We start from the raw sequence: 13,849 nt of genomic DNA, 5'->3' as shown, positions 1-13,849 counted from the left end.
GCGGCGCCACGCAGGCACGTCGTCAAATAGTTAACGTGCCCTCGAAGCGAATGTGTCGACAATGGCTGGTGACATGCCCGCCGAGATCGCCGCTTCACGAATCTGCAGCCACGTCGTCGCGTCGACAGGTATTCCCCTTTTGCGCCGTTCTTCCCGCAACGCCATTTCTGGTTCACCCGGCACCAGGATTTTTTCGGTTCCTTCGGCAAGCGGCGACGCCTTGACCCATCCAATGAACGCCTCAGCCTCCGCCTCGCTCGAAGGCGCATCCAGCGCGCGAGGATCGACGACCACAGAGAACATGCTATTGACAATAGCGTTGGTTTTCACCAGCGTGCTTTCGTGAGTCGTGAACCCGCCTGACAGCGCGCCCGCGAAGATTTCGCACATTGCGGCAAGCCCGGATCCCTTATGCTCGCCAAACGTCAACAGCGAGCCAAAAGGCTGTTCGTGCATGACTCGGGGCTCGTTCGTTGGCCGTCCCTCGTGATCGATCAGGCAACCGTCGGGCACGTTGACTCCCTTGTTATACGCGACTCGGGTTTTCCCATAGGCGATGCGTGCCGTCGCGAAATCCAACACTAATGGTGATTTGCCGGCGCGCGGAAAACCGGCGCAGAAAGGGTTCGTGCCGAAGCGGCGATCCTTGCCACCGAAGGGCGCAACCAGCGGATCACCCGCTACGTTGACAAAATGAAACGAGACGAGATTGGCTGCGGCGCACTGTTCGGCCCAATGTCCTATCCGGCCGATGTGATGAGCGTTTCTCAGACCGAGCGCACAGACACCGAAGCTTTTCGCTCGATCGATCGCGTGCTCCATTGCTTCGTAAGCCACCGTCTGACCGAACGCGTAAGCACCGTCGATAGTCAGGACCGCACCGGCGTCGCGCACAATCCGTGCGTGCCCGTTCAGTTTCAATTCTCCCTCGTGCAGCGAACGCATATAACGTGGGATCATCCCCACGCCGTGCGAATCGTGACCGGAAAGATTGGCGAGAACCAGGTGGTCCGCGACCAACCGCGCCTCTCTTGCATCACTGCCTGCGGTCTCCCATATCGCACTGACGTAGGCATGTAGGTCGTCCGGGGAAATCCTGAGTTCTCGCACCGCGTTCTCGTTATGTGTTTGCATGTTTTCCACTTCAATCTACCTGAAATTCGCTGCAAGAAAAAATGCCGGAGAAAGAGTCAAGGCCTTTGTGCCCCGGCTACGCCGACATACACTGCATAGATCGAACTCGTAGCAGCAATAAAAAGCTGATTCCGCTTCGGTCCGCCAAAGGTTAGATTCGCGACGACTTCAGGAATCCTGATCTTGCCGAGCAACTTGCCCGCTGGGGAATAACAGTGCACGCCATCGCCCGCCGACGTCCAGACGTTGCCCTGAACATCGAGGCGAAATCCATCGGCGAGTCCCGGATCGATTTCCGCGAATACGCGCCCATTGGCGAGCGTCGCTCCGTCGACCACGTCGAATAGGCGAATGTGGTGCGGGCCGTTTTCCGTGTGCGTAGCGCCCGTGTCGGCAATGTAGAGCTGGCTTTCATCGGGAGAGAAAGCGAGTCCGTTGGGCTTCAGGAAGTCGTCCGCGACAACCGACAACTCGCCGCTATCCGCATCCCATCGGTACACATAGCAGGCGCCAATTTCGCTTTGCGCCTTATAGCCTTCGTAGTCGCTGTGAATGCCGTAGGTCGGATCGGTGAACCAGATGCTGTCGTCGGATGCGACCACGACATCGTTGGGAGAATTGAGCCGCTTGCCCTGATAGTGGTCAGCGATCACCTCGATCGTGCCGTCCGGTTGCGTGCGCGTGACGCGCCGACCGCCCTGCTCACACGAGACAAGCCGCCCTTGCCGGTCACGCGTATTGCCGTTGCTGTAATTCGAAAACTGGCGAAACACCGACACGCCCAGACCTGGCACCCAGCGCATCATCCGGTTGTTCGGAATGTCGCTCCACACGAGAAAATCACCATCCGTGAAATACACCGGTCCCTCTGCCCAGCGGCAGCCGCCGTAGAGTTTCTCGACCCACGCATTGGGCAGGACCAGTTCACGGAATGACGGGTCGATGATCTCGTAACCACAGCCTTCTGCAGACATTCGCACTCCTTATCAGTTTTTTCGATTACTTGCGAAGATGATGATGCCGATGATCAGTACACCCGTCATGACAAGGCGAAGACCCGCGCCGACGCCGAGCGCATTAAGCATGGTCACCATCAGGAACAGGAACAGCGCCGCCCCCCAGATGCCCGGGACACTTGCGCGGCCGCCCGCGACGGCTGTGCCGCCTATGACCGTCACAGCGATCGAGGACAGCATGTAGTCGTCACCCATGTCGAGTGTTGCACCGCCCGAGAAGGCAGCCAGCAGGTATCCGGTCAGGGCCGCGAGCACGGCGCAAAAGGCATAGGTGAAGTAGCGCGTGCGCTCGACCCTGATGCCCGCCAGGCGCGCGGCCCCCGCGTTCTGGCCGAGCGCCGACAGAGAGCGGCCATACACGCTGCGGGCAGTCACGTAGCCGAGCGCGATGGCCAGCGCGACGGCTGAGATGGCCGTATAGGGCACGCCCAGCACGCGGCCGTTTGCGAACGCGACGAGATCGGACGGCGGCATTGCGCGCGCCCCCCGGCCATAGCTGATAGCCATGGACTGAACCAGGAAGCTAGACGACATCGTAGCGATGATCGGCGGGATCCGCAGCAACCGGATCAGGCCGTAATTAAGACTCCCCACCACGACGCCGACAGCGACGGCAGCCAGCGCGCCGGTCACGATCATGTCGTTTTGCCCGCCCATCAACTGCATCGCGACAACGCCTGCGAAGGTGATCGTGGAGGGCACGGACAAGTCAATGTTGCCGGGGCCCGAGGTGATCACGAGCATCTGCCCGAAACCGACCAGGACCAGGAATACCGAGAAGGTCAGTGCTGCGGCGATGATGCCGCCGGCGCCCTGCCCCCGGACGCCTCCGAGGGTAACGAGCCACACCACCAAGGCGCCGGCATACGACCAGAGCCAGGGTTTTCTCAGGACCATCCGGGCCGCCGTGAACGAACTCATGCTCGCGTGCGTCCGATCACTGCCCGCAGCGACAATACTGCGATGAGGATTGCGCCTTGCGCTCCAATTTGCCATGTCGGTGAGATATCCAGAAAAGAAAGGAACGATGCAGCGAGCGTCAGCGTGAGCGCTCCGATAACCGCGCCACACGGCGACACTCTTCCCCCGACGAATTCACCGCCGCCGAGAATGACCGCCGCAATAGAAATCATCGTGTAGCGCAGCGCAATGTTGGCATCCGCCGAGGTCGTGAAACCCACTAGCGTCAGCCCCGACAGCACGCCGAAAACGCCCGCGAGCGCGTACATCAGGCTACGCGCCCAGAGCAGCGACCATCCGGCGCGAGCCAGTGCGCGACCGTTACCGCCGGCACCACGCAAGAGCGTGCCCCACGCTGAGCGCATCAGGAAAAAATGCGTCGCGACAGCGATGACAACGGCGGCCATGATCGGAAACGGGATCAGCGGCATATGCCACTGAACCAGGTGCTGCAACCACTCGGGCGTGCTGCCGCCGGGTGCCGGCATCAACAGGAGAGCCAGTCCAAGCCAGACAAACGACATGCCCAGCGTGACGACGATAGAGGGCAAGTTGCGCCACTCGACCAGCATGCCGACCACGCCATACACCAGCACGCACCCGACCAGCACCGCAATGCCTGACATAGTGTTCTGCTGCAGGAGCGAGGCGCCGACGCACGCCACGAAGCCGACAAAACTGCCTATCGACAGATCCAGGTCGTTGACGGTGATCACGCACATCTGAGCCATCGTTGCGAGCACGATCGGAACGGCCAGATTCATCAGCATGTTGATGCCGAAATAGCTCAGCGTCTGCGGTTGTAGATAGAAGATCGGCAACACCACAATCAGCAGCGAGATCACCGGCAATGCTGCGCGCATTCGCGCGGGTTGGAGCAATGCGTTCATGCCGCCACCTCATCGAATGAAGCCTTGATCACCTTGTCCTCCGAAAACTCGTCAGCAGAAAAACACCCGGTCATGTGGCCGCTGCGAAAGACATACACGCGATCGCAATAGACCAGCTCCTCGAGTTCAGTCGAGTACCAGAGGAACGTCCGCCCTTGCTCCGCTTCTGCCTGAATCAACTGATACACCTCCAGCTTGGTGCCGAGATCTACGCCCCGCAGCGGATCGTCCATCAGCACGATTTGGGAGTCGGCCGCGAGCGCCCGTGCGAATAGCACCTTCTGCTGATTACCGCCGGATAGCGACAGGATCGGCTGATCCATGTCGGCCGTCTTGATCCGAATACGGTCCCGCCAAGCTTGTCCGAGTGCTGCTTCCCCCTCCGGCGATATGAACCCTGCGCGCGACAGCCCCGGCATTGCGCCGATTGAAAGATTGGCGCCGATCGACCACGATGGGAACACACCGTCTTTCACGCGATCCCCTGCTACAAAAGCAACGGTGCCGTTCACGCTTGCCGATCTTCGCCGCGCCTGCTGGTACACCTCGAGTAGCAGTTCTGTCTGACCGTGACCAGCAAGCCCCGCGAGCCCGATGATCTCGCCCTTGCGCGCGATAATGTGTTTCCCCTTGACCGCGAGATCGACGCGCAGTTCGCCCGCGTTGCTCTTACGCGTGGCAGCGCGACCGTGAGTCTCGGCAGCAACGTTGCCCATCGCCGCAACGACCTCGTTCTTGGTCACTCCCCGACCAAACGTAGCGACAACATTGCCGTCGCGCATCACGACGCTGCGATCGGCCGCGCGCACGATCTCGCCTAGCATGTGCGAGATCAGAATGACCGACTGTTGCCGCGCGGTTGCGGTATGTACGTAGTTCAGTAGCTGGTCCGCCGATGTCGAATCAAGGCTCGAGGTCGGTTCGTCGAGCAGTACAAGCCTCACCGGTGCGTCTACTTCAGTGAACGCCCGCGCGATTTCGACCATCTGACGCTGCGTGAGCGTCAGGTCGCTGGTCACCGCATCCGATCGGACTCCATGGCCAGGAAAAATCTCGTCGAGCTTGTCCGCGATCAGGCGCGTGGCGCGCCTGCGCCAGCCCCACCCGGACAGGCCATGGTGCAGGACGCGGACGTTTTCGGCTACGGTCAGGTTGGGACATAGCGACAACTCCTGGAACACGCAGCGAATACCCGACGAATGCGCATTGTTCACCGAATGCGCAGCGACCTGCTGGTCGCCGATGCGCATCTCTCCGCTGTCTATTGCGAGCGTGCCCGCAAGAATATTCATCAGCGTTGATTTGCCGGCGCCGTTGTGCCCGACCAGTCCCACGCATTCGCCGCTCTCGACTGCGAAGTCAAGACCATCGAGCACATGGTTGCTGCCAAAGCGCTTGTGAATGTCTGTCAGTGAAACGATCGTCTCGGCCATGCTCATCTCATGAATCGTCGGGGGAATCGGGGAAGGAGCGCACCGCATGCGCGGTGCGGAATTCGCCAGGCCGTCCGATCAATGCTTCGGCATGCTGTCGACCAGTTTCACGACATCGTCCCGGGTGTACTCGATGTTCGTGACGCCGCCCGCCGGGGTTTTCTTGAGCATCTCGTCGAGGTTGTTCTGCTCGACCATCACCAGAGGGACAATTACGTCGTGCGGCATCTTCTTTCCTGCAAGCACTTGCTGTGCGACCCAGAACGCGAAAGTCGAGATGCCCGGTGCGATGGAAACGGACATCGTCTGATAGCCCTCTTTCGATTGCTGCTTCCACCACTCGAGCTCTTCGTAGCGGTTGCCCATGATGATGACCGGCACCGGTCGCCCAGCTGCCTTGAACGCCTGCGCCGCACCGTAACCGTCGCCGCCCTGAGTGACGATGGCGTCGATCTTGGGAAGCGTCGGCAGAATACCCGCCACCTCTTTTTGCGCCACCGTTTGAGTCCAGTTGCCATAGACCGAACCAACGACCTTGAACGTGCTGTGCTTCTGCACCCCGGCCGCGATTCCCCCATGGATCTGTTCATCGATCGATGAACCAGCGATACCCCGGATCTCGAGCAGATTTCTGGATTTGATCCGCTCATTGAGATAATCCAGCTGCATCTCACCCATCTTCTTATAGTCAACGACCACCCGGTATGCGCACGGCTCGGTCACGATCCCGTCGAACGACACGACCACGATGCCCGCGTCGCATGCCTGTTTGATGACACCGTTGAGTGCAGTCGGGGACGCTGCGTCGATTGCGATCGCCTTGTACCCCTGCAGGATCAGGTTCTGGACCTGCTGCGCCTGCTCGGTAATCTGGTTGCCCGACGTAGTGAAAGCGGGTGCTCCTGCAATGGTCCCGGCCTTGATCGCCGCTCCCGAAGCGTTGTCCCAGCTCGTGAGCATCGCTTGACGCCAGGAGTTGCCGGCGTAGTTGTTGGACAACGCAATTTTGGCCTGCGAGGTATTGCCAGTCGCCACTTGCGCATGCGCGGTGGACGTCGCGATGCCAAACGCAAGCGCGGCGACAACCCGCGCAACGCTTGTGGATGTCTCTTTTGTATTCATAGGATTCCTATTTTTAGTTGATGGAGCGTGATTCACAGCTCTTTCGCGTTTGGCGATGTTGCGACCTGTTTCTAACTTCCTTCCACGACTACGTACGACGGACGTCCATTGCGCGCCCAGTCGATCAGGTTCTGTGCCGCCTTGCGCCGCAACTCTGCGCCGGCGACAACCGAATAAAAGGCGGCGTGGGGAGAGACCAGCACACGGGGATGCTGCACGATGCGTGAGTTCGTTGCCGGCGGTTCGACCGGGAGCACGTCGAGCGCTGCGCCATCGAGCTTGCCGGCGTCGAGTGCCGTCAGCACATCGTCGATGTTCACGACCCCGCCGCGCGCGGTATTGACGAGAAAGCTTCCCGGCTTCATCAAGTCGAGCAGCGCCGCGTTCACCAGGCCGGTCGTTTCGCCATTGAGCGGCACGTGCACGGACACGGCGTCGGCTTGTCTAAAGAGCGTCGCCAGGTCGACACGTTCTACATACGCGGGAAAATCGCCGTCAATCAAATAGGGGTCGAAGGCGATGACACGCGCGAAACTGTTGCGCGCAATGTATGCCATACGTTTGCCGATACGGCCAAGTCCGACAATGCCGAGTGTCATGTCGGAGACCCGGTTAAGCCGCCCCGAGCTCGAGTAGTGCCAGTTTCCCGCCTTGACATCGCGGTCATACAGGACCACGTGACGCACCAGCGCCAAGGTCATCGCGAGCGCATGGCTTGCCACTTCCCCTACGCCGTAGTCGGGAGAATTTGCTACCCATACGCCATGCTTGCGAGCATCAGCGGTATTGACGGTATCGAAGCCTGCACCAAGACGGCTGACGATACGGATCTCTGGCCTCGCGGCGAAAACGCGGTCGTTGATTGGGGCGTATTGAACGAGAAGACCCTGGCAGCCTTCGGCGGCTGCAATGACATCTTGCTCGGTACGGCATTGAGCGACGACTACCTCGATACCCGCCTTTTCATAGAGTGACCTCTCAAGTTCAACATCTGGGAAGTCGTAGTCCGTGATCAATACTTTCATGTTTTTTGCGTGATCTGTGAACGAGGGAGCAGTGTAGTAAGCAGTTAACAATTGGTATATTGGTATTACCACTATGCCAATTTACGCAAAGCGTTTTACGGCTCGAATCCGGAGAGTTCACACTCGCTCGAACGCTCGAGTCACGTTTCCTGGACCGTGTTCAGGTCGGCCAGAGACAACCGCCAAGTGGCGGACAGGAGGATTGCACCGTGCGCCCCATCCTGGTTCGATAAGGACGCGCGGAAGTGAGCGGTGTCCGGCACGAAGGACAGAGAGCGGCGAATGGTATGGGAGTGATGGATACAGATGCGCGAGGAGAACAGCATGATCGGATCCTGACCGATTGACGCATTGTGTCGCGCCCCGAATCTTGCTCAACACGAGCGGAGTGCTGTCGAATCCAACGATAGTGATATGACCGGGCTTGCCAGGAGGCCGAAGCGCCGAGACAACACAGCGCACCATGTCGTCTGTTTTCCGGCGCACGCCAGGTCTGGCGCTTCGGACGATCTTGAGCAAGCGATTACGCAATCGACCCGTTTCATCCGCGCGTGCCGTGCCACTCAATCTCGCTCCGTCTGGAATATCTCAACGCGTAGCATCGCCGAGTCCAAGCCTTTCTTGTCTCGAACCCGGCAGACCTGCTCCTCGTTTTTCCTCTCAACCCTTCAGGCTTGCTAGCGCCCGCGCACGAATTTCGCTAAGACTCAGTCGCGGCGTCAAGGCGTCCGGGTCCACCCGCACTTCAATCAGCGCCGGCTTGCCCGAGGCCACCGCTCGCTCAAACGCAGGCGCGAACTGCGCCGTGCTCTCCACCAGCTCTCCGTGGCAACCAAACGCACGCGCGAACATCACAAAGTCCGGATTGACAAGATCTGTCGCCGACACCCGCCCCGGATACTCACGCTCCTGATGCATTCGAATCGTCCCGTACATGCCATTGTTCACCACCACGAAAATCACGTTCGCACGGTATTGAACAGCAGTCGCCAGTTCCTGACCGTTCATCAGGAAACAACCGTCCCCCGCAAACGCGATTACCAGACGGTCCGGCACGGTCAGCTTTGCTGCGACGGCCGCAGGAACCCCATATCCCATCGAACCGTTCGTCGGCGCCAGCTGGGTGCGAAAACCCTTGTATTGGAAATATCGCTGCAGCCACCCGGAATAGTTGCCCGCGCCGTTGGTCAGAATCGTGTCGGCAGGAACACGCTCGCTCAGCCATCGCACGACTTCGCTCATCTGCACCGGACCCGGCGATGGCAACGGCTCAAGTGCCACAACATACGCTGCGCGCAGCGCCGCCGTATGCGTTTTCCAGGGCACATGCGCGACCGGTTCGAGAGCATATGCCGCCCGTGCAAATGGCGCCATGCCGCTGTTGATCCCCACGGTCGGCTGATACACACGGCCCAGTTCTTCAATGCCCAGATGCACATGCACCAGCTTCTGCTTCGGCACTGGAATATCCACAAGCGTGTAGCCGGCAGTCGTCAACTCGCCGAGGCGGGCACCCACCACCAACAACAGGTCGGCACCGCGAACGCCTGCAAACAAGTCCGGACCCGTCGCCAATCCCAGGTCGCCCACATAGTTGGGACGCGTGTTATCGAACAAATCCTGGCACCGGAACGACGCCGCCACCGGAAGATCGAAACGCTCCGCGAATGCCTGCATGTCCGCAACCGCCTGAGCAGTCCAACCACCCCCGCCGATGATCATCAGCGGCCTCTGCGCGTGCGCCAGCAGCGTGCGTACCACTGCCATATCCTCCCGGTCCGGGCTTGGCACGATCGGCTTATAGGCGCCCGCATCCGCCACGCGTACGGCCTCGGTCAGCATGTCCTCCGGTAACGCAATCACCACGGGGCCGGGCCGCCCGTTGACGGCGCGATGAAACGCCTGGCTGACGAGTTCAGGAATGCGGCCGGCATCATCGATCTGCACTACCCACTTCGCGACATGACCAAACATCTGCCGGTAGTCGATCTCCTGGAACGCCTCGCGATCTGTCTGCTCTCGCGCAACCTGTCCGACGAACAACAGCATGGGCGTGGAGTCCTGGAAGGCCGTGTGAACGCCGATGGACGCATTGGTCGCACCCGGCCCGCGTGTCACGAAACAGATCCCCGGCTTGCCGGTCAGCTTGCCGTACGCTTCGGCCATATACGACGCTCCGCCCTCCTGTCGACACACCGTGACGTCGATGGCGTCGCGTGCATCATGGAACGCATCGAGCACCGCGAGATAACTCTCACCCGGCACACAGAACACCCGCTCGACGCCGTGTATGCGAAGCGCATCGACAAGGATTTGACCACCGGTCCTGCTCGTACTATTAATACTCACACTGGGCTCCCAAAGTTAATGATCCAATCGGCTGTGACGGGCGGATCAAGCCGCCATTACGGCATTACGTCATTACGCTTGTTCCGGAAGGCGCGCCGAGCGTCTCGCGGCCCGTTATCTGCTTGCGCACCAGCAGTACATATGCCGCCGCGCCCAATACGCCGACCATCGCCGCAACAACAAATGCGTTGTTCAGCGAGTTGGTGTATTGGAGCGTATAACCCGTCACGATCGGCGCGAACGAACCGCCGAAATAACCGCCAAAGTTCTGCAACGCTCCCACCGACGCAATCATGCGTTTCGGCACGACCACATTGACGAGCGTCCATGCACCACTGCTCGCGACGTAGAGAAAGAACATCACCACGCAGAGATAACCGATGGCGAGGCTCGCGCTTTCGGCCCGGGCGGCCAGGAAGGTAAAACCCGCGCTCACCACAAGTGCGATGGCGATCATCCATTTTCGGCTATTAACCGGGGTCAACCCGCGTTGCATGAGTTTGTCACCCAAGTAGCCGGAGAGCAGGCCGCCGAAGCAGGCAAAAACATAGGGAATACTAAGTACCCAGCCCGTCGTTCCTATCGCGAGATGACGTTCATGCTCGAGATAACCCGGCAGCCACGTGAGATAAAACCAGACCAGATAGATCACGCCGCCGAAGCCGATCATCATGCCCCACGTCGTAGCCTGCGCGAACAAATGGCGAAAGTCGGCCCAACTCAGCTTGGCTGAGGACGCCTCGTCCGCAGCTTCAGCGTCGGACAAGGACGCATCGTGAGCCGCTTCCGCCGGAGGAATCCCGGCCTTGCTGCGGCAATAAAGCATCCACAGCAGCGACACCAGGATCCCGGTCACGCCCATGATCACGAACATCTGACGCCAGCCGAAAGCGAGCATGAGCCAGGTGAGCAGCGGTGGCGTGATGGCGGGAGCAAGCGTGGTCGAAGCGAGGAAAACCGCCGTGGGTTTGCCTCGCCGCTGCCGTGGGAAATACTCGGCGATCACCTTTGCGCCCGCCGGATAAGTGGGGGACTCCGCCACCCCCAACAAAATCCGCGACACCACGAAATTCCTGAACGACGTGCTCAGTCCGCCGAAAACCTGCGCAATCGACCAGATGAACAACCCGATGCCAAGAACGCGGCGTGCCCCGGTCCGGTCAAGCAGCGCTCCCAGGGGCAGTTGCGAGAACGCGTACGCCCACGAGAACGCCGAAAGCAGCAAGCCCATCTCGCCAGCAGATAGTTTCAGGTCTGCGCGAATATGCGAGTTGCCGATGGCAAGCGTGCTGCGATCCAGTATGTTCACAGCACCGATGACGAATAGCAGGATGACCGGTATCCACCGGTATTGCGCCCTGTGTTCTTGTCCCTGCATGACGTTGTCTCCTCCTTTAATGTACTTAAGCTTGCATCGCTTCGTTAAGCACAGCCTCGGTCCCCCAGCAGAAAAGGCGCCCCTGCCCTGGTCGCGACCTCGTGGAGCTGGCTACGCAAACTGTCGGGCATCGGTATGCCCAGCTTGCTGCGCTCATCGCGCGCAAGGCGCTCCGGATCGCCCGGGATCCGCACCGGCCGCGCGGGGTCCGCGGGCGTGCAGCTTCGTAACGCATCGATGACATCATCGACATCGGACTGGTATTCATCGAACGGCCGGAAGGCGGCGGGGTTCATCGCGAGGAAGAAGTGACCGATGTTGTCGGGCTCGTTGCTCGCCTGCGTCTTGTTGCGAATCGGTGAGAATGAGCCGCCAGCGAGCGTGCTGCCGAACAATTGCGCCATCAGTCCTAGCCCGTAGCCCTTGTGGCCGCCCAACACCATGCCGTCGCCGCCGAGCGGCGCAAGGCCGCCACCGAGACGACCGAACAACAGACGGAATGCTTCAGCGGAATCGGTGAGCGGAGCGCCGTTTGCATCGAGCGCCCAGCCCGGTGGCAACGGCTTGCCCTGCAGCGCGTAGACCTTCACCTTGTTCGATGCAACCACGCTCGTCGACATATCCACTATCACCGCCGGATGGCGCCCCGCCGGCACGGCGAACGCGAACGGGTTGGTGCCGAGCATGGGTTGCGCGCCATACGTCGGCACCACGGTCGCGAGCCGCGTCGAACACGCGACTATAGCCATGAGACCGCGTTTCGCCGCCATCTCCGCGTAATAACCGGCCGCGCCGAAATGCTGCGAATTAAACACGGAGACCGCGCCGATATCGCTTGCGAGCGCCTTCTGGATCGCGAGTTCCATCGCCACGTGCGAGGTTGGATGGCCCATGGACGCCTGACCATCGACTAACGCGGTCGTCGCGGTCTCACGCACGATGCCCGCGCTCGCCTGCATGTCGATCTGACCGGCGCGAAAAAGCTGGTCGTAGAACATCAGCATCGAAATACCATGGGAATCGATGCCCTTCAGGTCCGAATCGATGAGGATATCCGCCGATAGCGTGAACGCCGAGCGCGTCATGCCCCAGGCCTGCAGGATCACTTCGATTTGCTGCCTTGCGACGTTTGCATCGACGCGTGGAATGGTGTCCGTCATAGCTGCTCAGCTCTAAAAAATGATAAGGAGTATTGTTAAATTGCCGTCACCGGGCCCGCGCCTCGCCCGCGTCCGAGACCCAGCACGATCCAGACTACGACCGCGCCGCCGCCCAGGAACAGCAGGCTGCCCGCGGGCACGAGCATGGGTGCGGCTGCGCTCCCGGTCACCTTGCCCACCCACGGCATCAGGTTCTGCGCGATGAAACCGCCAACGCTCGATCCGGCCGCGATCACGGCGAGCGCCGCAGCACCGCCCGCGCCCTTCATGAACGACTCAGGCAGCAACCGCGGCGGCAACGACCAGAAACACGGGATCATCAGATAAAGACACGGCGCACCGAGCGAGAGCGCCGCGAAGCGCAATGTGTTCGACATCGGCGCGACACTCATGACGAAGCACAGGATTCCTAGCAGCGCGGCGCACATGCTGGCGACAAGAACGGCGCGTACGTGACGCAAGCGGCGCGGCAGCCAGAACAGGACCAGCGACGTGATGAGCCACGGGATCATGTTAAGCAAGCCGTTCTCCGTGCTGGTCACGCCGAAACCACGCACGAGCGTCGGCAGCCAGTACGCAATGCCGTAGATGGCGATCGAGATCGTGCCGTAGCCAACGCTGAAGAGCGCCACCGTGACGAGCGCGGCGATGGACCATTTGCCCGTGGCCGCGCGCGGTGGCGGTGGCGGATCGCGTCGCAGCGTGTCTTCGATCATCTGCTTCTCGCCACTCGACAAGAAACGCGCCGATCGCGGATTGTCAGGCAGGCAAAGCAGCGTGACGAAGGTCAGCAATACGGCCGGTGCGCCCGTGGTGAGGAACACCCATTGCCAGCCTTGCAAGCCGGCGAGACCGTGCATGGCGAGCGAGATGCCGCCGATCAGCGAACCAAGCATGTTGCCCATGCTGCTTCCAAGGGTCAGCAAGCCCACAATGCCCGTGCGCTGGCGCTCGGGAAACCACATGCCGAGATACAAAATGATGCCCGGATAAAGCCCCGCTTCGGCTGCGCCGAGAATGAAGCGCAGGATCTGGAACGCGAGCGGCGACGGTGTCCATGCGAGCGCGAGCGTCGCCACGCCCCAGGTCAGCATGATCCGGGCGATCCAGCGGCGCGCGCCGTAGCGATGCATCGCAAGATTACTCGGCACCTCGAAAATCAGATAGCCGATAAAGAACAATGATGACGCGAAACCATACGACGTCTCGCTCATCTTGAGGCTGCTCAGCATCTGCAGTTTCGCAAAACCGATGTTCGCCCGGTCGATATAAGCGACCAGATAAATCGCGACCAGCAGTGGCACGAGCCGCCACGAAACGCGTTTGAATAGTTGTGCTTCAATACTCGGGTTAATCACTTTTGTCTCCATGCCGGCCGCTTT

The 13,849-nt window shown here is 60.5% G+C and carries 12 protein-coding genes; all 12 read right to left on the bottom strand.

The genetic code is table 11. From position 1 onward, the window contains the following. Positions 1–30 precede the first annotated feature (30 nt). The 12 genes from ACSQ83_RS14810 to ACSQ83_RS14755 all read right to left on the bottom strand — a co-directional run bounded on the left by ACSQ83_RS14810 (position 31) and on the right by ACSQ83_RS14755 (position 13,837). Complete coding sequence (locus ACSQ83_RS14810; protein ID WP_436228654.1) at positions 31–1,134, bottom strand: malate/lactate/ureidoglycolate dehydrogenase; 1,104 nt, start codon at positions 1,132–1,134, stop codon at positions 31–33. A 56-nt stretch (positions 1,135–1,190) separates the two neighbouring features. Further along, positions 1,191–2,108, bottom strand: coding sequence for an SMP-30/gluconolactonase/LRE family protein (locus ACSQ83_RS14805; protein WP_436228653.1), 918 nt, complete (start codon positions 2,106–2,108; stop codon positions 1,191–1,193). Positions 2,109–2,120: 12 nt separating this feature from the next. Next, positions 2,121–3,071: an ABC transporter permease gene (locus ACSQ83_RS14800; protein ID WP_436228652.1), complete on the bottom strand. Its 951-nt coding sequence runs from the start codon at positions 3,069–3,071 to the stop codon at positions 2,121–2,123. Next, positions 3,068–4,000 (bottom strand): ABC transporter permease, encoded by a 933-nt coding sequence (locus tag ACSQ83_RS14795; protein ID WP_436228651.1) that lies wholly within the window; start codon positions 3,998–4,000, stop codon positions 3,068–3,070. The genes ACSQ83_RS14800 and ACSQ83_RS14795 overlap by 4 nt, the downstream gene beginning before the upstream one ends. Then, positions 3,997–5,433 (bottom strand): sugar ABC transporter ATP-binding protein, encoded by a 1,437-nt coding sequence (locus tag ACSQ83_RS14790; protein WP_414969182.1) that lies wholly within the window; start codon positions 5,431–5,433, stop codon positions 3,997–3,999. Before ACSQ83_RS14790 ends, ACSQ83_RS14795 begins: the two co-directional genes overlap by 4 nt. A gap of 78 nt (positions 5,434–5,511) precedes the next feature. Further along, on the bottom strand, positions 5,512–6,555 hold the full coding sequence (locus ACSQ83_RS14785; protein WP_414969183.1) for an ABC transporter substrate-binding protein: 1,044 nt from the start codon (positions 6,553–6,555) through the stop codon (positions 5,512–5,514). Between the two features lie 71 nt (positions 6,556–6,626). Continuing rightward, positions 6,627–7,580 carry a C-terminal binding protein gene (locus ACSQ83_RS14780; protein ID WP_414969184.1) on the bottom strand — a complete coding sequence of 318 codons (954 nt, stop codon included), beginning with the start codon at positions 7,578–7,580 and terminating at the stop codon, positions 6,627–6,629. A 140-nt stretch (positions 7,581–7,720) separates the two neighbouring features. Next, positions 7,721–7,906: a hypothetical protein gene (locus tag ACSQ83_RS14775; protein ID WP_436228650.1), complete on the bottom strand. Its 186-nt coding sequence runs from the start codon at positions 7,904–7,906 to the stop codon at positions 7,721–7,723. 334 nt (positions 7,907–8,240) lie between these two features. Further along, a complete protein-coding gene (locus ACSQ83_RS14770; protein WP_436228649.1) occupies positions 8,241–9,929 on the bottom strand; it encodes a thiamine pyrophosphate-binding protein in 1,689 nt (562 codons plus the stop codon). 64 nt (positions 9,930–9,993) lie between these two features. Beyond that, entirely contained in the window at positions 9,994–11,307 is a 1,314-nt protein-coding gene (locus ACSQ83_RS14765) for an MFS transporter (RefSeq protein ID WP_436228648.1), read from the bottom strand. Between the two features lie 44 nt (positions 11,308–11,351). Next, positions 11,352–12,467: an Ldh family oxidoreductase gene (locus ACSQ83_RS14760; protein ID WP_436228647.1), complete on the bottom strand. Its 1,116-nt coding sequence runs from the start codon at positions 12,465–12,467 to the stop codon at positions 11,352–11,354. Between the two features lie 35 nt (positions 12,468–12,502). After that, positions 12,503–13,837, bottom strand: coding sequence for an MFS transporter (locus ACSQ83_RS14755; RefSeq protein ID WP_414969189.1), 1,335 nt, complete (start codon positions 13,835–13,837; stop codon positions 12,503–12,505). Positions 13,838–13,849: the final 12 nt, after the last annotated feature.

Source organism: Caballeronia sp. LjRoot29 (assembly GCF_964252755.1).
Taxonomy (GTDB): domain Bacteria; phylum Pseudomonadota; class Gammaproteobacteria; order Burkholderiales; family Burkholderiaceae; genus Caballeronia.
Note: the sequence above shows the minus strand (reverse complement) of the source record. Positions and strands in the feature narration are given on the sequence as shown.

Coding starts and splice junctions, on each gene's coding strand:
- ACSQ83_RS14810 (WP_436228654.1), bottom strand. CDS start 1,134: ATGCAAACACATAACGAGAACGCGGTGCGAGAACTCAGGATTTCCCCG.
- ACSQ83_RS14805 (WP_436228653.1), bottom strand. CDS start 2,108: ATGTCTGCAGAAGGCTGTGGTTACGAGATCATCGACCCGTCATTCCGT.
- ACSQ83_RS14800 (WP_436228652.1), bottom strand. CDS start 3,071: ATGAGTTCGTTCACGGCGGCCCGGATGGTCCTGAGAAAACCCTGGCTC.
- ACSQ83_RS14795 (WP_436228651.1), bottom strand. CDS start 4,000: ATGAACGCATTGCTCCAACCCGCGCGAATGCGCGCAGCATTGCCGGTG.
- ACSQ83_RS14790 (WP_414969182.1), bottom strand. CDS start 5,433: ATGGCCGAGACGATCGTTTCACTGACAGACATTCACAAGCGCTTTGGC.
- ACSQ83_RS14785 (WP_414969183.1), bottom strand. CDS start 6,555: ATGAATACAAAAGAGACATCCACAAGCGTTGCGCGGGTTGTCGCCGCG.
- ACSQ83_RS14780 (WP_414969184.1), bottom strand. CDS start 7,580: ATGAAAGTATTGATCACGGACTACGACTTCCCAGATGTTGAACTTGAG.
- ACSQ83_RS14775 (WP_436228650.1), bottom strand. CDS start 7,906: ATGCTGTTCTCCTCGCGCATCTGTATCCATCACTCCCATACCATTCGC.
- ACSQ83_RS14765 (WP_436228648.1), bottom strand. CDS start 11,307: ATGCAGGGACAAGAACACAGGGCGCAATACCGGTGGATACCGGTCATC.
- ACSQ83_RS14760 (WP_436228647.1), bottom strand. CDS start 12,467: ATGACGGACACCATTCCACGCGTCGATGCAAACGTCGCAAGGCAGCAA.
- ACSQ83_RS14755 (WP_414969189.1), bottom strand. CDS start 13,837: ATGGAGACAAAAGTGATTAACCCGAGTATTGAAGCACAACTATTCAAA.